The organism is Serratia sp. PL7, assembly GCF_945957435.1.
This window is the reverse complement of record NZ_CAMFLB010000003.1, coordinates 42,975-63,025: the sequence shown is the minus strand read 5'-3', so window position 1 is coordinate 63,025 and position 20,051 is coordinate 42,975. Positions and strand designations below refer to the sequence as shown.

Genomic DNA, 20,051 nt, shown 5'->3' with positions numbered 1-20,051 from the left:
CAGAGAATAATGTTATGCGCGTCGGTTTGCACCTGCTTTGTCGTGTGAGTGATTAAGATTGCAGCAGTTTAGGAAACAAAATGCGGGTTGTGTGACGGCGGGGGGGATTCAGTGCATGAAATAAGCAACAAATCACATAATGCGCAAAAATAACGTAGATCTGAACGGTGGGGTGCGTTCAAATAATGAACGAACCGCCGTTGCGCTGCTCGCCAAATAGCCATTCATTAAAGCGTCATAACCATGCAATAAAACTCGGGCAAAAAGTTTGCACTCTGCCTTGCGTAAGGTTTGGTAAAAGTTAAATCCCCAACCCGCCGCGTAAATGGTAATACCATCACGGCGTTACCGGTTTGCAGCGGGGTTTTCAGCGGGGTGTTAAAATGTGCGGGTAACCTGATTTCGATCAAGGCCCGTATGGACAGGAGGTGAATACTTTGTTACTTTACCGTCACGTTTTTGAAATTGGTATTACCAATTGACTCCGCGCCATTCGCAGAGAAGAATTCACTCATGGCCTACAGCAAAATCCGCCAACCCAAGTTGTCAGATGTTATCGAGCAACAGCTCGAATACCTGATCCTCGAGGGGACACTGCGCCCAGGCGAAAAATTGCCTCCGGAGCGCGAGCTGGCGAAACAATTTGATGTCTCCCGTCCTTCTCTGAGAGAGGCCATTCAGCGCCTTGAAGCGAAAGGGCTGCTCCTGCGCCGTCAGGGCGGCGGCACCTTCGTGCAAACTAATCTGTGGCAGAGCTTCAGCGATCCGCTGGCCGAGCTGCTGGCCGACCATCCCGAATCACAGTTCGATCTGCTGGAAACCCGTCACGCGCTGGAAGGCATTGCCGCCTATTACGCGGCGCTGCGCGGCACCGATGAAGATCTGGCGCGCATCCGCGATTGCCACATCGTGATTCAACAGGCTCAAGACAGCGGCGATCTCGACGCCGAGGCCGATGCGGTCATGCAGTATCAAATCGCCGTGACTGAAGCCGCTCACAACGTTGTGTTACTTCACCTGCTACGCTGCATGGGGCCGATGCTGGAACAGAACGTGCGTCAGAACTTTGAATTGCTCTACTCGCGCCGTGAGATGTTGGCAAAAGTGAGCAGCCACCGCGCCGGAATTTTTGAGGCGATTGTGGCACGCGAGCCGGAAAAGGCCCGTGAAGCCTCGCATCGCCACTTGGCGTTTATCGAGGAAATCTTGCTGGATCTCAGCCGGGAGCATACTCGGCGCGAGAGATCGCTACGGCGTCTCCAGCAACGCAAGGATTAAGAGCTGTCCTCTTCAGGGTACACCAGCCTGCGGGGGTTAAGTTCGAGGTACTTAGTTAAGTACTTAAGCGGCAACTAAACTGATGGGCCTGTCTTCGTGTGTTTTTGCACAGAGCACAGGAAGACAGGCTCCAAACAAACCATTAGACAGATAAGGAATACCACCATGTCAGAACGTTTAAACAATGACGTGGATCCGATCGAAACCCGCGACTGGCTGCAGGCGATCGAATCGGTCATCCGTGAAGAGGGTGTTGAGCGAGCTCAGTTTCTGATTGATCAGGTATTGGGAGAAGCCCGCAAAGGCGGCGTTAACGTTGCGGCCGGTGCTGCAGCGCACAACTACGTCAACACCATCGCGGTAGAAGACGAACCGGCCTACCCAGGCAACCTGGATCTGGAACGCCGCATTCGCTCTGCGATCCGTTGGAACGCGATCATGACCGTTCTGCGCGCATCCAAAAAAGACCTGGAGCTGGGCGGCCACATGGCTTCCTTCCAGTCTTCCGCGACCTTCTATGAAGTCTGCTTTAACCACTTCTTCCGCGCACGCAACGAGAAAGACGGCGGCGACCTGGTGTACTTCCAGGGCCACATCTCTCCGGGCGTTTACGCGCGTGCCTTCCTTGAAGGCCGCCTGACCGAAGAACAGATGAACAACTTCCGTCAGGAAGTGCACGGCAACGGCCTGTCCTCTTACCCGCATCCTAAGCTGATGCCGGAATTCTGGCAGTTCCCGACCGTATCCATGGGCCTGGGCCCAATCAGCGCCATCTATCAGGCGAAGTTCCTGAAATACCTGGAACACCGCGGCCTGAAAGACACCTCTGAGCAGACCGTTTACGCCTTCCTGGGCGACGGTGAGATGGATGAGCCGGAATCCAAAGGCGCCATCACCATCGCGACTCGCGAGAAGCTGGACAACCTGGTGTTCGTCATCAACTGCAACCTGCAGCGCCTGGACGGCCCGGTCACCGGTAACGGCAAGATCATCAACGAACTGGAAGGCATCTTCTCCGGCGCAGGCTGGCAGGTGCTGAAAGTGATCTGGGGCGGCCGTTGGGACGAGCTGCTGCGCAAAGACACCAGCGGTAAACTGGTTCAGCTGATGAACGAGACCCTGGACGGCGACTACCAGACCTTCAAATCCAAAGACGGCGCTTACGTGCGCGAGCACTTCTTCGGCCGTTACCCGGAAACCGCGGCGCTGGTCAAAGACATGACCGACGACGAAATCTGGGCGCTGAACCGTGGTGGTCACGATCCGAAGAAAATCTTCGCTGCACTGAAAAAAGCGCAGGACACCAAAGGCAAACCGACCGTTATCCTGGCCCACACCATCAAAGGTTACGGCATGGGTGAAACCGCGGAAGGTAAAAACATCGCTCACCAGGTGAAGAAAATGAACATGGAAGGGGTTCACCACTTCCGCGATCGTTTCAATGTGCCGGTTGCCGATGCTGACATCGAAAAACTGCCGTACATCACCTTCGAGAAAGAGTCCGAAGAATACAAATACCTGCACGAACGTCGCCAGGCGCTGAAAGGCTACGTGCCAACCCGTCTGCCGGAGTTCACCCAGAAGCTGGAAATGCCGGCGCTGGAAGATTTCAGCTCGCTGTTGGAAGAGCAGAACAAAGAGATCTCCACCACTATCGCCTTCGTGCGTGCCCTGAACGTGATGCTGAAGAACAAGTCGATCAAAGATCGCCTGGTGCCAATCATCGCCGACGAAGCGCGTACTTTCGGTATGGAAGGTCTGTTCCGTCAGATCGGTATCTACAGCCCGAACGGCCAGCAGTACACCCCGCAGGACCGTGAGCAGGTTGCTTACTACAAAGAAGACGAGAAAGGTCAAATCCTGCAGGAAGGCATCAACGAACTGGGCGCAGCCTCTTCCTGGCTGGCCGCAGCGACTTCCTACAGCACCAACGATCTGCCGATGATTCCGTTCTACATCTACTACTCGATGTTCGGTTTCCAACGTATCGGCGACCTGTGCTGGGCAGCGGGCGACCAACAGGCGCGTGGCTTCCTGATCGGCGGGACCTCGGGCCGTACTACCCTGAACGGCGAAGGTCTGCAGCACGAAGATGGCCACAGCCACATTCAGTCTCTGACCATCCCTAACTGCATCTCTTACGATCCGGCTTACGCGTACGAAGTGGCGGTGATCATGCACGACGGTCTGGTGCGCATGTATGGCGACAACCCAGAAAACGTGTACTACTACCTGACCACGCTGAACGAAAACTACCACATGCCTGCGATGCCGCAGGGTGCGGAAGAAGGTATCCGCAAGGGTATCTACAAGCTGGAAACGCTGGAAGGCAGCAAAGGCAAGGTACAGCTGCTGGGCTCCGGCGCTATCCTGCGCCACGTGCGCGAAGCTGCGCAGATCCTGGCGAAGGACTACGGCGTGGGTTCCGACACCTACAGCGTGACCTCGTTCACCGAACTGGCGCGTGACGGCCAGGATTGCGAGCGTTGGAACATGCTGCACCCAACCGAAACGCCACGCGTGCCTTACATCGCTCAGGTGATGAGCGACGCGCCAGCGGTAGCGTCTACCGACTACATGAAACTGTTCGCTGAACAGGTTCGTACTTATGTGCCGGCCAGCGATTATCGCGTACTGGGCACCGACGGCTTCGGTCGTTCGGACAGCCGCGAAAACCTGCGTCACCACTTCGAAGTCGATGCATCTTACGTGGTGGTTGCTGCTCTGGGTGAACTGGCTAAACGCGGTGAGATCGAAGCTTCTGTGGTTGCTGATGCAATCAAGAAATTCGACATCAACCCGGAAAAAGTTAACCCGCGTCTGGCCTAAGAGGTACTGAATAATGTCTATCGAAATCAACGTACCGGACATCGGTGCAGATGAAGTCGAAATCACCGAGATTCTGGTGAAGGTCGGCGATAAAGTTGAAGCGGAACAATCGCTGATCACCGTGGAAGGCGACAAGGCTTCCATGGAAGTGCCATCCCCTCAGGCGGGCGTGGTGAAAGAGATTAAAGTGGCGGTCGGCGATAAAACCGAAACCGGCAAACTGATCATGATCTTCGAAGCGGCAGGCGCAGCGGAAGCTGCACCGGCGGCGAAAGCGGAAGAAAAACCGGCGGCAGCAGCAGCTGCCCCGGCTGCCGCTGCGGCCAAAGACGTTGCTGTGCCGGACATCGGCGCCGACGAAGTCGAAGTGACCGAGATCCTGGTGAAAGTGGGCGACAAGGTGGAAGCCGAGCAGTCCCTGATCACCGTGGAAGGCGACAAGGCTTCCATGGAAGTCCCTGCGCCGTTCGCAGGCACCGTGAAAGAGATCAAGATCGCGACCGGCGACAAAGTGAAAACCGGTTCCCTGATCATGGTGTTCGAAGTGGCCGGCGCCGCTTCTGCTGCGGCCCCGGCTGCGGCGCAAGCCCCTGCCGCCGCTGCAGCGCCTGCGGCCTCTGCGGCCAAAGACGTCGCCGTGCCGGATATCGGCGGTGACGAAGTCGAAGTGACCGAGGTGATGGTTAAGGTGGGCGACAAGGTTGCCGCCGAGCAGTCTCTGATCACCGTGGAAGGCGACAAGGCCTCCATGGAAGTGCCTGCTCCGTTCGCGGGTACCGTGAAAGAGATCAAGATCGCGACCGGCGACAAAGTGAAAACCGGCTCTCTGATCATGGTGTTCGAAGTGGAAGGCGCTGCGCCTGCCGCTGCCGCCGCTCCAGCCGCTAAAGCGGACGCTGCGCCGGCGCCGGCCGCCGCTAAAGCCGCCGCTCCGGCTGCGAAAGCTGACGACAAAGGCGAGTTCGCCGAGAACGCGGCATACGTGCACGCGACCCCGGTCATTCGTCGTCTGGCGCGTGAATTCGGCGTTAACCTGGCGAAAGTGAAAGGCACCGGTCGTAAAGGCCGCATCCTGCGCGAAGACGTTCAGACTTACGTGAAAGACGCGGTGAAACGCGCTGAAGCAGCTCCGGCTGCTGCTGGCGGCGGTCTGCCAGGCATGTTGCCATGGCCGAAAGTGGACTTCAGCAAGTTCGGCGAGATCGAAGAAGTCGAAATGGGCCGCATCCAGAAGATCTCTGGCGCGAACCTGAGCCGCAACTGGGTGATGATCCCGCACGTGACTCACTTCGACAAAACCGACATCACCGATCTGGAAGCGTTCCGCAAGCAACAGAACGAAGAAGCGGCCAAGCGCAAGCTGGACGTGAAGTTCACGCCTGTCGTGTTCATCATGAAAGCCGTTGCTGCCGCTCTGGAGCAGATGCCGCGCTTCAACAGCTCGCTGTCCGAAGATGGCCAGAAGCTGACGCTGAAGAAATACATCAACATCGGCGTGGCGGTAGATACCCCGAACGGCCTGGTGGTTCCGGTGTTCAAGGACGTGAACAAGAAGAGCATCACCGAGCTGTCTCGCGAACTGATGGCCATCTCCAAGAAAGCGCGCGACGGCAAGCTGACCGCGGGCGAGATGCAGGGCGGCTGCTTCACCATCTCCAGCCTGGGTGGCATCGGGACGACCCACTTCGCGCCGATCGTCAACGCGCCGGAAGTGGCTATCCTGGGCGTCTCCAAGTCTGCGATGGAGCCGGTCTGGAACGGTAAAGAGTTCATGCCGCGCCTGATGATGCCGATGTCGCTGTCCTTCGACCACCGCGTTATCGACGGTGCCGATGGTGCGCGCTTCATCACCATCATCAACAACATGTTGTCCGACATTCGCCGTCTGGTGATGTAATGCAAAAGGGGCGCAGCATGCTGCGCCCCTGATGATTCTGTAGCAGTTTTGTCGGATTTTGCACAACTCGACAAAATTGTTGAGACACGGGTCACTCGAACACGCTTTGCAGATTATTAACAATTCTGTAAACTGCTCGCGGTGTAAGCGTCCCGGTGGATGAAGGGCGTTATGAGATCGATTAGCAATAAAAATGACGTCTGACCCGCCGGACAATCAATTAAGAGGTCATGATGAGTACTGAAATTAAAACTCAGGTCGTGGTACTTGGGGCGGGCCCGGCAGGTTACTCTGCAGCCTTTCGTTGCGCTGACTTAGGTCTTGAAACCGTTCTGGTTGAACGTTATTCCACTCTGGGCGGGGTTTGCCTGAACGTGGGATGTATCCCTTCCAAAGCACTGCTGCACGTTGCCAAAGTGATCGAAGAAGCCAAAGCGCTGGCCGAACACGGCATCGTTTTCGGCGAGCCGAAAACCGACATCGACAAAGTGCGCGTCTGGAAAGAAAAAGTCATCACTCAGCTGACCGGCGGTCTGGCTGGCATGGCGAAAGGCCGTAAAGTGAAAGTGGTCAACGGCTTGGGCAAGTTCACCGGCGCTAACACCCTGGTTGTGGAAGGCGAAAACGGCCCAACCACCATCAACTTCGACAACGCCATCATCGCTGCAGGTTCTCGTCCGATCCAACTGCCATTCATTCCTCATGAAGATCCACGCGTGTGGGATTCCACCGATGCGCTGGAGCTGAAAACCGTCCCAGAGCGTCTGCTGGTTATGGGCGGCGGCATCATCGGCCTGGAAATGGGCACCGTATACCATGCACTGGGTTCACAGATCGACGTCGTTGAAATGTTCGATCAGGTTATCCCGGCGGCAGATAAAGACGTGGTGAAAGTCTTCACCAAGCGTATCAGCAAGCAGTTCAACCTGATGCTGGAAACCAAAGTGACCGCGGTAGAAGCCAAAGAAGACGGCATCTACGTCACGATGGAAGGTAAAAAAGCGCCGGCAGAACCACAGCGTTACGACGCGGTGCTGGTGGCGATCGGCCGCGTGCCGAACGGCAAACTGCTGGATGCTGGCAAAGCCGGTGTTGAAGTTGACGAGCGTGGCTTCATCAACGTCGACAAACAGCTGCGTACCAACGTGCCGCACATCTTCGCTATCGGCGACATCGTCGGTCAGCCGATGCTGGCGCACAAAGGCGTGCACGAAGGCCACGTTGCCGCAGAAGTTATCGCCGGCATGAAGCACTACTTCGATCCGAAAGTGATCCCATCCATCGCTTACACCGAGCCGGAAGTGGCATGGGTGGGTCTGACCGAGAAAGAAGCGAAAGAGAAAGGCATCAGCTACGAAACCTCCACCTTCCCGTGGGCGGCTTCCGGCCGTGCGATCGCTTCCGACTGTGCAGACGGCATGACCAAACTGATCTTCGACAAAGAAACTCACCGCATCATCGGTGGCGCGATTGTCGGCACCAACGGCGGTGAACTGCTGGGTGAAATCGGTCTGGCTATCGAGATGGGCTGCGACGCGGAAGACATCGCGCTGACCATCCACGCTCACCCGACCCTGCACGAATCCGTGGGCCTGGCGGCGGAAATCTACGAAGGCAGCATCACCGACCTGCCTAACCCGAAAGCCAAGAAGAAGTAATTCTGCTGGTTTGACCGGTTAACAAGCGGCTCCTGAGAAGGGGCCGTTTTTTTTTTGCTCAGATGCAGAACGCGGTTTTTTGTGGCCGCTGCGCCAAATTCCGATCCTCATGCTTATATCCGTTTTAATTATGTGGATATAATGCCCTGTTTGTCCGGCAGCCGATTACGCTGCGCTCAACGATTCAGCAAAGATTTAATGTTGCTTTTATGTGAACGAATTAACAACCGTTTCAAATCCTGATATGCTGGCTGAGCGGAACCGGGCACTGTACCTTACAGTCCAGGACATCGACAGCAGTGCCCCGTCAGGATAGATGGCATCAATATCGCCGTGCGCTCTACCCATCAGTCTTTCATGCTGTAACGCTGTTTGACCGTGCTTGTTTGCCCCAATCACCGTTTCGGGGCCTTTACGGGCCGATCGCCTAGCCACAGAGTGAAACCCCAAGGGTATAAACCCGGTTTGCATATACGCCAGGCACAATAAATGACAATGAGAGCGAGGAGAACGTCGTGCTAGAAGAATACCGTAAGCACGTAGCCGAGCGTGCTGCTGAGGGCATCGCCCCTAAGCCGCTAGACGCCACCCAAATGGCCGCGCTGGTCGAACTACTGAAGAATCCGCCAAAAGGCGAAGAAGAATTCCTGTTAGACCTGCTGATTAACCGTGTTCCACCGGGCGTCGACGAAGCCGCCTACGTTAAAGCAGGTTTCCTGGCGGCCATCGCCAAAGGCGAAGCGACATCCCCCCTGGTTACCCCCGAGAAAGCCATTGAACTGTTAGGCACCATGCAGGGCGGTTATAACATTCATCCGCTGATCGATGCCCTGGACAACGAAACGCTGGCGCCTATCGCCGCCAAAGCGCTGTCCCACACGCTGCTGATGTTCGACAACTTCTACGACGTGGAAGATAAGGCCAAGGCCGGTAACCCGCACGCCAAGCAGATCATGCAGTCCTGGGCCGATGCCGAATGGTACCTGTCGCGCCCTGAGCTGGCGGAAAAGATCACCGTCACCGTGTTCAAAGTCACCGGCGAAACCAACACCGATGACCTTTCTCCGGCGCCGGACGCCTGGTCGCGTCCTGACATCCCGCTGCACGCGCTGGCGATGTTGAAAAACGAACGTGAAGGCATCGTGCCGGATCAGCCGGGCAGCGTTGGCCCGATCAAACAGATCGAGCTGCTGAACAAGAAAGGCTTCCCGCTGGCCTACGTCGGCGACGTGGTCGGCACCGGTTCCTCCCGTAAATCCGCCACCAACTCGGTGCTGTGGTTCATGGGTGATGACATCCCGCACGTGCCGAACAAGCGCGGCGGCGGCGTGGTGCTGGGCGGCAAGATTGCACCTATCTTCTTCAACACCATGGAAGATGCTGGCGCATTGCCGATCGAAGTGGACGTGTCCGAGCTGAACATGGGCGACGTGATCGACGTTTACCCGTACAAAGGTGAAGTACGCAACCACGAGACCAGTGCGCTGATCGCCAACTTCGAGCTGAAAACCGACGTGCTGCTGGATGAAGTGCGCGCCGGCGGCCGTATCCCGCTGATCATCGGCCGCGGCCTGACCACCAAGGCGCGCGAAGCGCTGGGCCTGCCGCACAGCGACGTGTTCCGTATCGCCAAACCGGTTGCCGCGAGCAGCAAAGGCTTCTCGCTGGCGCAGAAAATGGTCGGCCGCGCCTGCGGCGTCGCCGGCATTCGCCCTGGCGAATACTGCGAACCGAAGATGACCTCCGTCGGTTCTCAGGACACCACCGGCCCGATGACCCGCGATGAACTGAAAGACCTGGCCTGCCTCGGCTTCTCCGCCGATCTGGTCATGCAGTCGTTCTGCCACACCGCCGCGTACCCGAAACCGGTCGACGTGACCACGCACCACACGCTGCCTGACTTCATCATGAACCGCGGCGGCGTCTCGCTGCGTCCGGGCGACGGCGTGATCCACTCTTGGCTGAACCGTATGCTGCTGCCTGACACCGTCGGCACCGGCGGCGATTCCCACACCCGCTTCCCGATCGGCATCTCCTTCCCGGCCGGTTCCGGCCTGGTGGCGTTTGCCGCCGCGACCGGCGTGATGCCGCTGGATATGCCTGAGTCGGTGCTGGTGCGCTTCAAAGGCAAAATGCAGCCGGGCATCACCCTGCGCGATCTGGTGCACGCCATCCCTTACTACGCGATCCAGCAAGGGCTGCTGACCGTCGAGAAGAAGGGCAAGAAAAACATCTTCTCCGGCCGCATTCTGGAGATCGAAGGCCTGCCGGACCTGAAGGTCGAGCAGGCGTTTGAGCTGACCGATGCGTCCGCCGAACGTTCCGCCGCCGGTTGTACCATCAAGCTGGACAAGGCGCCGATCGAAGAGTATCTGAACTCCAACATCGTGCTGCTGAAGTGGATGATCTCCGAAGGCTACGGCGATCGCCGTACGCTGGAGCGCCGTATTCAGGGCATGGAAAAATGGCTGGCGGATCCGCAACTGCTGGAAGGCGATGCGGATGCGGAATACGCAGCGGTGATCGACATCGATCTGAACGAGATCAAAGAGCCGATCCTGTGCGCGCCGAACGATCCTGACGATGCACGCCTGCTGTCCGACGTGGCCAACAGCAAAATCGATGAAGTGTTCATCGGTTCTTGCATGACCAACATCGGCCACTTCCGCGCGGCCGGCAAGCTGCTGGATCAGCACAAGGGCCAGCTGCCGACCCGTCTGTGGGTGGCGCCGCCAACCAAGATGGATGCGGCTCAGCTGACCGAAGAAGGCTACTACAGCGTCTTCGGCAAGAGCGGTGCGCGTATCGAGATCCCGGGCTGCTCGCTGTGTATGGGCAACCAGGCGCGCGTGGCGGACGGCGCGACGGTGGTATCCACCTCGACCCGTAACTTCCCGAACCGTCTGGGCACCGGTGCCAACGTCTATCTGGCGTCTGCCGAACTGGCCGCGGTAGCGTCCCTGTTGGGCCGCCTGCCGACGCCGGACGAGTACCAGACCTATATGGCGCAGGTCGACAAGACGGCGGCGGATACCTACCGCTACCTGAACTTTGACCAGCTGGGGCAGTACACCGAAAAAGCCGACGGCGTGATCTTCCAAACCGCCGTGTAAGCCGCTATATTGCGCAACTGTTTAACGGGAGGCCTTGGCCTCCCGTTTTATTTTGCTCAGTTGCCAACTTTGCGAGCGCTCACTGAGTTAGTCCGCCATTTATGTTTACACTAAGAAAAAGGGCTCAGGAGGGCATGCTATGGATTACGAATTTCTGCGTGACGTCACCGGTCAGGTGATCGTCAGATTTTCGATGGGGCATGAAGCGATTGGCCACTGGATCAACGAAGAAGTTAAAGGCGATTTCAACCTGCTGGACCGGATTGAAGCCGGTGCGGCCGAGGTCAAAGGCAGCGAGCGTCAATGGCAGCTGGAAGGCCATGAATATACGCTGCTGATGGATGGTGAAGAAGTGATGATCCGCGCCAATCAGCTGGAGTTTGAGGGCGATGAAATGGAAGAGGGGATGAACTACTACGACGAAGAAAGCCTCTCATTCTGCGGCGTTGAGGACTTCCTGCTGGTGTTGAAGGCCTATCGTTCTTTCATGCTGAAGTACTAAGCATCAGGGCGCGGCGTGCCGCGCCCTTTCCATCACAGATGCGGAATATTGCGGCCGTAATAGATTTCCTGCATCTCTTTCCATAACAGATCGGTGATCTGCTTGCGTTCGGCTGCGCTCAACGCCTCCGGCTCCGCGTTAAACAGGTAGTGCTTCAGATCGAAATCTTTCAGCAACATCTTGGTATGGAAGATATTTTCCTGGTAAACGTTCACGTCCATCATGTGGTACAGCGCCTTGATGTCTTCCGACATAAAGTTCTGGATCGAATTGATCTCGTGATCGATGTAATGTTTCACGCCGTTCACGTCGCGGGTAAAACCGCGCACGCGATAGTCCATGGTGACGATGTCGGATTCCAGTTGGTGAATTAAGTAGTTCAGCGCCTTGAGGGGCGAAATGACGCCGCAGGTCGAGACCTCGATATCGGCGCGAAAGGTGCATAGCCCGCCTTCCGGATGGCTTTCCGGGTAGGTATGTACGCAGATATGGCTTTTGTCCAGGTGCGCGACGACCGTATTCGGCAACGGGCCTGGGTGTTCCGACGTATCGACGTCTTTCGGATCGATGGGCTCTTCGCTGACCAGGATGGTGACGCTGGCGCCCTGCGGCTCGTAGTCCTGACGCGCGATGTTCAGAATATTGGCGCCGATGATCGAGCAGGTCTCGCTCAGGATCTCGGTCAGCCGGTTGGCGTTATATTGTTCGTCTATGTAGGCGATATAGCCGTCGCGATCGTCCGCGGTTTTGGCATAACAAATATCGTAAATACAAAAACTCAGGCTCTTGGTCAGGTTGTTGAAGCCGTGCAGTTTTAGCTTATGCAATTTAGGCCACCTCCTTTATCTTCTCGCTTAACGTGTTACGTTCAGGGCATTGAGCAAATATTGCGGCAGGGCAAAGCTGCCGACGTGAATTGCCGGGTTGTAATAACGGCAGTGTAGGCCGCTTTGGTTAAAGCGCTGTTGCAGAGTCGGCAGATCGATCTGGCGCAGTGCCGGGTTCTGGCTCGCCCAGGCAAAGGTCATGATGCCGCCGTAATAGGTCGGGATCGCCGCCTGATAGAAGCTGACGTCGCTAAAGTAGCGGCTCAGTTTGGCGTGGCTGTTGATTGCCTCGTCCTGTTGCAGGAAGCAGACGCCGTTCTGCGCAACGAAAATGCCGCCCTCATTCAGGCAGCGGGCGCAGCCTTCATAAAACGCCGAGGTGAACAGGCTTTCGCCGGGGCCGATCGGATCGGTGCAGTCGGAGATGATCACATCGAACGTTTCGTCGGTTTGATTCACGAAGTTGACGCCGTCGTCGATCACCAACTTGAAGCGCGGATCGTCATAGGCGCCGGCGCTGTGGTTGGGCAGGTATTGGCGGCAGAACTCGACGACACCGGCGTCGATCTCGACCATGGTGATCTGCTCCACGCCAGGATGCCGGCTGACTTCGCGCAGCATGCCGCCGTCGCCGCCGCCGATGATCAGCACTTTCTTCGCCTGGCCATGCGCTAGCAGCGGCACGTGGGTCAGCATTTCGTGATAGATGAACTCGTCACGCTCGGTGGTTTGCACCACGCCGTCGAGCGCCATCACGCGCCCCAGGACCGGGTTCTCGAAGATCACCAGATCCTGATGATCGGTCTTCTCGCGGTACAGCACCTTCTCTACCGAGAAATACTGGCCGAAGCCCGTATGCAGCGTTTCGTACCAAATTTCTTTCTGGGTCATGTGCGGGAAACTCCGTAATAACAGCCATGAAAAATCGGCGCAACATCATAGCTAACTCTGTCTGGCGATGCACGGTTGAATTTCAGACAGAGAGAGCGAAAGGCGGGTGGGGGAGAGGGGCGGAATTAGTTGGCGTAGGCCAGCAGGCTCAAAGAGTCGCGCGCCAGCGATTTGCACTTCTTAGGCGTTGGAATGGCGATGCCGCTGAGATCGCGATAGCTGTCTTCGCCCAGCGCCTTCATGTTAAAGCTGTTGTAGTTGCTCAAATCCCAGCGGTTTTGTTGCGCGAAATAGACAATGGCGCGTTTGATTTGCGCATTTGGCAAATCGTTGTAGCCGCAATCATTTTTCAAATAAATAAATACCGCCGTCAGATCGGCCAGATCTTCCGCCTCGGATTCATTCAGCGCCAGACTGGCGTTGGAGAAGCCCAGCATCGCCAGCAACAGCATCGATAACGTTGTTTTTTTCATCATGAAATAGGCCTGTTTGTCGTCTGCTGACGTTACCACACTTGCCTGTAAAGGCACCAAATTTTATTGCTGCCGGGCCGGCGTCGCGCGTGCCGGTCATACTCTCTTGATTGTGAGGCATAGCTTAAAATACCGCCAGGAAAGGCTTGACCTTCCGCCTGGGGGAAGGTTTAGGCTGACGGCATTGAGTTATGTCACTGAGAAAAGGGAGTCAGCGATGTTACGCCGTGATTTTATTAAATTAACCGCTGCGCTGGGCGCGGCGAGCGCATTGCCGTTATGGAGCCGGGCCGCCTGGGCGGCCGATCGGCCGGCCTTGCCGGTACCGCCGCTGTTGATGCCGGACGCGCAGGGAAAGATTGCGCTGGCGCTGCAGGCGGGTGAAACCCGCTGGTTGCCCGGTGCCGCCACCAAAACCTGGGGATTCAACGGCGCGCTGCTCGGGCCGGCGGTGAAGCTGCAGCGTGGCCAGCCGGTGACGGTCGATATCAAAAACAGCCTGGCGGAGGCCAGTACCGTCCACTGGCACGGGCTGGAAATTCCCGGCGACGTCGATGGCGGCCCGCAGGCGCTGATCCACCCCGGCGCGACGCGCACGGTGAATTTCACCGTCGAACAACCGGCCGCTACCTGCTGGTTCCACCCGCACACGCACGGTAAAACCGGCAGCCAGGTGATGATGGGGCTGGCGGGGTTGGTGCTGCTGGAAGACGATGAAAGCGCCAAACTGCCGCTGCCGAAAACCTGGGGGCAGGATGATATTCCGGTGATCCTGCAGGATAAGCGGCTGGGCAAAGACGCGCAGATCGAATACCGCCTGGACGTGATGAGCGCGGCGGTAGGCTGGTTTGGCGATCGCATGTTCACCAACGGCGCGCAGTATCCGCAACATCTGGCGTCGCGCGGCTGGCTGCGTCTGCGTTTTCTCAACGGCTGCAACGCCCGCTCGTTGAATCTGGCGGCCAGTGACAACCGTCCGCTGTATGTTATCGCCAGCGACGGCGGTTTCCTGGCGGAGCCGGTGAAGCTGACCGAGCTGCCGATGCTGATGGGCGAACGCTTTGAAGTGCTGGTGGATGCCTCCGACGGGAAAGCGTTCGATATCGTGACGCTGCCGGTGAAACAGATGGGCATGACGCTGGCTCCGTTCGATCAGCCGCTGCCGGTGTTGCGCATTCAGCCGTCGTTGGCACAGGGTATCAAAACCATGCCGGACAGCCTGGTGAAGCTGCCGACATTGCCTGCCACCACTGGTATCCAGGAGCGTTGGCTGCAGCTGATGATGGATCCGCAGCTGGATATGCTCGGCATGCAGGCGCTGATGGATCGTTATGGTCACCAGGCGATGGCCGGCATGAGCATGAATCATGGCGCGACGGGCGCTGGAGACATGAAAGGCATGGAGAAGGGCGGCATGCAGGGCATGGACCACGGCAACATGAAGGGCATGGATCATGGCAAGATGGCCGGGATGGATCACGGCGGCGCGCAGAGCAAAGCCAAACCGTTCGATTTCAGCCACGGCAACATGATCAACGGCAAGGCCTTCGACATGAACAAACCGATGTTTGCCGCCAAACGGGGTCAGTATGAAAAATGGACCATTTCCGGTGAGGGCGACATGATGCTGCACCCGTTCCACATTCACGGCACCCAGTTCCGTATCCTGTCGGAAAACGGCAAACCGCCGGCGGCGCATCGCAGCGGCTGGAAGGACACGGTGCGCGTCGAAGGTTGGCGCAGCGAAGTGCTGGTGCGTTTCGATCATCCGGCAAGCAGCGAACATGCGTATATGGCCCACTGCCACCTGTTGGAGCATGAAGATACCGGCATGATGATGGGCTTTACCGTCGACGACTGATCGCGGTTCATCGCTCAGGTGGCGGTGCGCTCGCGTCGCCACCGGCGAAAGGCTATGCTAAACTCTGCGCCTTTCTTCCGGCAACTGACCTGAATACTATGAAACACACTGTAGACGTAATGATTTCCGAGCAGGAAGTTAAGACCCGTATCGCCGAACTTGGCCGCCAGATCACCGAACATTACCGCGACAGCGGCAGCGACATGGTGCTGGTCGGGCTGCTGCGCGGCTCCTTCATGTTCATGGCCGATCTCTGCCGCGCGATCGACGTGCCGCACGAAGTCGACTTTATGACCGCCTCCAGCTACGGCAGCGGTATGTCCACCACCCGCGACGTGAAGATCCTCAAGGATCTGGACGAAGACATTCGCGGCAAAGACGTGCTGATCGTGGAAGACATCATCGATTCCGGCAACACGCTGAACAAAGTGCGCGAGATTTTGGCGCTGCGCGGGCCGAAATCGCTGGCGATTTGCACCTTGCTGGACAAACCTGAGCGCCGTGAAGTGCAGGTGCCGGTCGAATATGTCGGCTTCTCGATCCCGGATGAGTTCGTGGTGGGGTATGGCATCGACTACGCTCAGCGCTACCGTCACCTGCCGTACGTCGGCAAAGTGGTGCTGCTGGACGAGTAATTGGATGTGGGGCGCGGCAAGCCGCGCCCGCGGCGGGGTTATACGCCTTTATCCTGCTTCAGTTTGGCTATCGCTTTGCGGTAGCCCATCTCCAGGCTCTCGCGGCTGGTCGCCAGCACTTCCATATCGCGCAGACGGCCGTCCTGAATGCCGTACACCCAACCGTGAATCATCACCTTCTGGCCGCGCTTCCAGGCGGACTGCATGATGGTGGAGTGGCCCAGGTTGTACACCTGCTCAATGACGTTGATCTCGCACAGCATGTCGAAACGCTGTTCCGGCGGCAGCTCGCCCAGCAGCGAGCTGTGCTTGTACCACAGATCGCGAATGTGCAGCAGCCAGTTGTCGATCAACCCCAGCTCCGGGTTTTCCACCGCCGCCTGCACGCCGCCGCAGCCCAGGTGGCCGCAGATGATGATGTGTTCGACTTCCAGCACATCTACCGCATACTGCACCACCGACAGGCAGTTAAGATCGGTATGGATAACGAGGTTCGCCACGTTGCGATGGACGAACAGTTCACCCGGCTCGAGGCCGGTCAGGCGTTCTGCGGGAACGCGGCTGTCAGAGCAACCAATCCATAAGAAGCGGGGCTTTTGCGCCTGGGCTAAACGTTCAAAAAATTCCGGGTCTTCCTGACTGATATTGGCCGACCAGGCCTGGTTGTTGGCGATAAGCTCTTCGATTTCTTTCATGAAGGTGATTGACCCGTAACGAACAGATTGCGTTGGAGTAATATAGGGTAAGCGTCACAATTTGGAAATCGGAACAGTGGTGCAACCTCATTTACCGCACGGATTCGACGCAGTGAAAACGCCGTCGATGCTAGGATTATTGTTAGTGTTTCAAGCCTCGCAAACAGGGGCGCGGCGGCATACTCATCGTCATAAGGTACTATTTTACATATGAATTATGCACTGGAATTAGCGCAGCTGACCAAGACTTACGCCGGTGGCGTCAAGGCGCTGCGCGGCATCGACCTGAGCGTCGAAGCGGGGGATTTTTATGCTCTGCTGGGGCCAAACGGCGCCGGAAAGTCCACCACCATCGGCATCATCAGCTCGCTGGTGAACAAAACCGCCGGCAGCGTGCGGGTGTTCGGTTATGACATCGATAAAGACATCGTCAACGCCAAGCGCCAGCTCGGCCTGGTGCCGCAGGAGTTCAACTTCAACCCGTTTGAGACCGTGTTGCAGATCGTGGTGAACCAGGCGGGTTACTACGGCGTCACGCGGCGTGAAGCGATGGCGCGCGCCGAGAAATACCTCAATCAGCTGGATCTGTGGGGCAAGCGCAACGAGCGCGCCCGTATGCTGTCCGGCGGCATGAAGCGCCGTCTGATGATCGCCCGCGCGTTGATGCACCAACCGAAGCTGCTGATCCTCGATGAGCCGACCGCCGGGGTGGATATCGAACTGCGTCGCTCGATGTGGGGCTTCCTGAAAGAGCTGAACGCCCAAGGCACCACCATCATCCTCACCACCCACTATCTGGAAGAGGCGGAAATGCTGTGCCGCAACATCGGCATCATCCAGAACGGGGAACTGGTGGAAAACACCTCGATGAAAGGGCTGCTGGCCAAGCTGAAGTCGGAAACTTTCATCCTCGATCTGGCGGCGAAGAGCCCGCTGCCGAAGCTGGACGGTTACCACAGCCGCCTGACGGATACCTCGACGCTGGAAGTGGAGGTGATGCGCGAGCAGGGGCTGAACGGCCTGTTCGCCCAGCTAAGCGCGCAGGGCGTGCAGGTGCTGAGCATGCGCAATAAGGCGAACCGCCTGGAAGAGCTGTTTGTCACCCTGGTTAACGGCAATGGAGAGAAAGCATGACGCGTTTGTATTGGGTGGCCTTACAAAGCATCTGGGCCAAAGAGGTAAACCGCTTCGCGCGCATCTGGATCCAGACCCTGGTGCCGCCGGTGATCACCATGACGCTGTACTTCATCATCTTCGGTAACCTGATCGGTTCGCGCATCGGCGATATGCACGGCTTCAGCTACATGCAGTTCATCGTGCCCGGCCTTATCATGATGGCGGTGATCACCAACTCCTATGCCAACGTCGCCTCGTCGTTCTTCAGCGCCAAGTTTCAGCGCAACATTGAGGAACTGCTGGTGGCGCCGGTGCCGACCCACGTGGTGATCGCCGGCTATGTCGGCGGCGGCGTGGCCCGCGGTATCTGCGTCGGCGTGCTGGTGACCATCATCTCGCTGTTCTTCGTGCCGCTGCAGGTACATGCCTGGTGGGTGATTGCGCTGACGCTGTTGCTGACGGCGATCTTGTTCTCGCTGGCGGGGCTGATCAACGCGGTGTTTGCCACCACTTTCGATGATATCAGCCTGATCCCGACCTTCGTGCTGACGCCGCTGACTTACTTGGGCGGGGTGTTCTACTCGCTGTCGCTGCTGCCGCCATTCTGGCAGGCGGTGTCCAAGCTGAATCCGATCGTCTATATGATCAGCGGCTTCCGCTACGGCTTCCTCGGCATCAACGATGTGCCGCTGGCGTTCACCATGGCGGTGCTGGTGGCGTTTATCGCGCTGTTCTATCTGCTGTCCTGGTATCTGATCGAGCGCGGCCGCGGCCTGCGCAGCTGATCATATCGCGCTCCCGCTTTCCCGGCGGGGGCGCCTTTCTTGATTTGGCGCAGGCGGCGCGTAAATCAATAGAATTGCTCAAATAACCGCTAGTTCCCCGCTGTTCAAATCGTGCTATGCTGGCGCTCCACATTTCCTTCACTTTTGTCATTACGCACTCGTAAGCAGAACATCATCATGCGGTCTCAATACACGTTAACGGCTGGGTTACTCGGCATTCTGATGTCGTTGGTTTCCCCTGTGAGCCTGGCTAATCTGCTGTCGGAAGACGGCGCGGTTAAATCTGAATACATGGAAGCGCAGCGCGATAGCGAAGTCTATGCGTTGGTGGGCGAGCATGTGATCCCGGTAGGGGAAGTGAAGCGCGGGCAGCTGATCCAAGTCTTCCCGGCGGATGCGGAATACTACGAATTCAAATTCGGGCACGGTACCGGCTTTATCGATAAAGACGACGTGCGTGAATTGAAGAAGTCGCGCAAGGTGCAAGACGATTTGGGCGAGCTGAACAAACCGCTGACCAACCAGAATCTGATCACGCAAAAAACGATAGACGTATACACCGCAGCGGACAAGGACAGCGAGGTCTTGGGCACGCTGGAAGGCAACCTGCGCTATCCCATCATCGGCAAGCTGAAAGATCGCCTGAACAACACCTGGTACGAGGTCAACATCGGCGAGCGGCTGGGGTTCATTAATGAGTTGGACTGCGAGATCGATAACGGCATACCGGTGCTGACTTACCACCACCTGCTGAAAAACGAAGAGAACAAACGCTTCCGCCACACCTCGACCACCACCTCAGACGTGGCGTTCAGCAACCAAATGACCTATCTGAAGCAGGCGGGCTACGACACCATTTCGCTGTATCAGCTGGAAGCCTACCTGAAAAATCAGATCAACCTGCCTGGCAAGGCGATCGTGCTGACCTTCGACGACGGGCTGAAGTCGGTTTATCGCTACGCTTACCCGGTGCTGAAGGATTACGGTTTCCGCGCCACGGCGTTCATCATCTCTTCGCGCATCAAACGCCACCCGCAGAAATGGAACCCGGACTCGCTGCAGTTTATGAGCGTTTCGGAGCTCAAGCAGATTCAGGACGTGTTCGACGTGCAGTCGCATACCCATTTTCTGCACCGCACCGACGGCAACCGCCAGCCGATTTTGCTGAGCCGTTCGTTGCACAATATCGAGTTCGATTTTGAGCGCTCGCGCCGCGCGCTGTCGCAGTTCAATCCGCACGTGCTGTATCTGTCTTATCCGTTCGGCGGCTATAACCAACGGGCGATTCAGGCGGCGCAGGACGCTGGGTTCCATCTGGCGGTGACCACGGTGCAGGGCAAGGTGAAGCCGGGGGATAACCCCTATACGCTGAAGCGGCTGTATATTCTGCGCACCGACTCGATCCAGACCATGGCGGATCGGATAGCCAACAAGCCGGGTACGGTGGTGGTGCAGTAGGGAAGAACGGGCGCGTAAGGCGCCCGTTTTATT

General features: G+C 57.5%; 15 protein-coding genes. 11 read left to right on the top strand and 4 right to left on the bottom strand.

Going from position 1 to position 20,051, the window contains the following annotated elements; genetic code table 11:
* The first annotated feature begins 513 nt into the window (after window positions 1-513).
* The 6 genes from pdhR (at window position 514) to yacL (ending at window position 11,277) form a co-directional block, all read left to right on the top strand.
* Complete coding sequence (gene pdhR / locus N6G83_RS18400) at window positions 514-1,278, top strand: pyruvate dehydrogenase complex transcriptional repressor PdhR (protein ID WP_004937490.1); 765 nt, start codon at window positions 514-516, stop codon at window positions 1,276-1,278.
* A 165-nt stretch (window positions 1,279-1,443) separates the two neighbouring features.
* Window positions 1,444-4,107: a pyruvate dehydrogenase (acetyl-transferring), homodimeric type gene (gene aceE / locus N6G83_RS18395; protein ID WP_025304233.1), complete on the top strand. Its 2,664-nt coding sequence runs from the start codon at window positions 1,444-1,446 to the stop codon at window positions 4,105-4,107.
* Between the two features lie 13 nt (window positions 4,108-4,120).
* Window positions 4,121-6,004: a pyruvate dehydrogenase complex dihydrolipoyllysine-residue acetyltransferase gene (aceF, locus tag N6G83_RS18390; protein ID WP_197832261.1), complete on the top strand. Its 1,884-nt coding sequence runs from the start codon at window positions 4,121-4,123 to the stop codon at window positions 6,002-6,004.
* A gap of 233 nt (window positions 6,005-6,237) precedes the next feature.
* Window positions 6,238-7,662, top strand: coding sequence for a dihydrolipoyl dehydrogenase (gene lpdA / locus N6G83_RS18385; RefSeq protein ID WP_004937500.1), 1,425 nt, complete (start codon window positions 6,238-6,240; stop codon window positions 7,660-7,662).
* Between the two features lie 515 nt (window positions 7,663-8,177).
* Complete coding sequence (acnB, locus tag N6G83_RS18380) at window positions 8,178-10,775, top strand: bifunctional aconitate hydratase 2/2-methylisocitrate dehydratase (RefSeq protein WP_049205547.1); 2,598 nt, start codon at window positions 8,178-8,180, stop codon at window positions 10,773-10,775.
* Between the two features lie 139 nt (window positions 10,776-10,914).
* A complete protein-coding gene (gene yacL, locus N6G83_RS18375) occupies window positions 10,915-11,277 on the top strand; it encodes a protein YacL (RefSeq protein ID WP_004937507.1) in 363 nt (120 codons plus the stop codon).
* A gap of 32 nt (window positions 11,278-11,309) precedes the next feature.
* Here the strand turns inward: yacL and speD are convergent, their stop codons facing one another.
* The 3 genes from speD to N6G83_RS18360 all read right to left on the bottom strand — a co-directional run bounded on the left by speD (window position 11,310) and on the right by N6G83_RS18360 (window position 13,468).
* The gene (speD, locus tag N6G83_RS18370; protein ID WP_004937510.1) at window positions 11,310-12,104 is read right to left on the bottom strand and encodes an adenosylmethionine decarboxylase; all 795 of its coding nucleotides are present in this window, start codon (window positions 12,102-12,104) and stop codon (window positions 11,310-11,312) included.
* Between the two features lie 27 nt (window positions 12,105-12,131).
* Window positions 12,132-12,995, bottom strand: a complete 864-nt coding sequence (gene speE, locus N6G83_RS18365; protein WP_043141308.1) for a polyamine aminopropyltransferase — start codon at window positions 12,993-12,995, stop codon at window positions 12,132-12,134.
* 125 nt (window positions 12,996-13,120) lie between these two features.
* Entirely contained in the window at window positions 13,121-13,468 is a 348-nt protein-coding gene (locus N6G83_RS18360; protein WP_004937515.1) for a YacC family pilotin-like protein, read from the bottom strand.
* A gap of 217 nt (window positions 13,469-13,685) precedes the next feature.
* Here N6G83_RS18360 and cueO point away from each other — a divergent pair, with 217 nt between their 5' ends.
* Both cueO and hpt read left to right on the top strand, forming a co-directional pair.
* Window positions 13,686-15,329, top strand: a complete 1,644-nt coding sequence (gene cueO / locus N6G83_RS18355; RefSeq protein WP_147823233.1) for a multicopper oxidase CueO — start codon at window positions 13,686-13,688, stop codon at window positions 15,327-15,329.
* 98 nt (window positions 15,330-15,427) lie between these two features.
* A complete protein-coding gene (gene hpt, locus N6G83_RS18350) occupies window positions 15,428-15,964 on the top strand; it encodes a hypoxanthine phosphoribosyltransferase (protein ID WP_048234659.1) in 537 nt (178 codons plus the stop codon).
* A 38-nt stretch (window positions 15,965-16,002) separates the two neighbouring features.
* Here hpt and can read toward each other — a convergent pair whose 3' ends face one another.
* Window positions 16,003-16,659 (bottom strand): carbonate dehydratase, encoded by a 657-nt coding sequence (can, locus tag N6G83_RS18345; RefSeq protein WP_016930066.1) that lies wholly within the window; start codon window positions 16,657-16,659, stop codon window positions 16,003-16,005.
* 210 nt (window positions 16,660-16,869) lie between these two features.
* On the opposite strand from can, the gene N6G83_RS18340 reads away from it, so the two are divergent.
* The 3 genes from N6G83_RS18340 (at window position 16,870) to N6G83_RS18330 (ending at window position 20,018) form a co-directional block, all read left to right on the top strand.
* Window positions 16,870-17,793 carry an ABC transporter ATP-binding protein gene (locus N6G83_RS18340; protein ID WP_015379030.1) on the top strand — a complete coding sequence of 308 codons (924 nt, stop codon included), beginning with the start codon at window positions 16,870-16,872 and terminating at the stop codon, window positions 17,791-17,793.
* Window positions 17,790-18,560 (top strand): ABC transporter permease, encoded by a 771-nt coding sequence (locus N6G83_RS18335; RefSeq protein WP_260515637.1) that lies wholly within the window; start codon window positions 17,790-17,792, stop codon window positions 18,558-18,560. The genes N6G83_RS18340 and N6G83_RS18335 overlap by 4 nt, the downstream gene beginning before the upstream one ends.
* Window positions 18,561-18,737: 177 nt before the next feature.
* A complete protein-coding gene (locus tag N6G83_RS18330; RefSeq protein ID WP_049208402.1) occupies window positions 18,738-20,018 on the top strand; it encodes a polysaccharide deacetylase family protein in 1,281 nt (426 codons plus the stop codon).
* The last annotated feature ends 33 nt before the right edge of the window (window positions 20,019-20,051 follow it).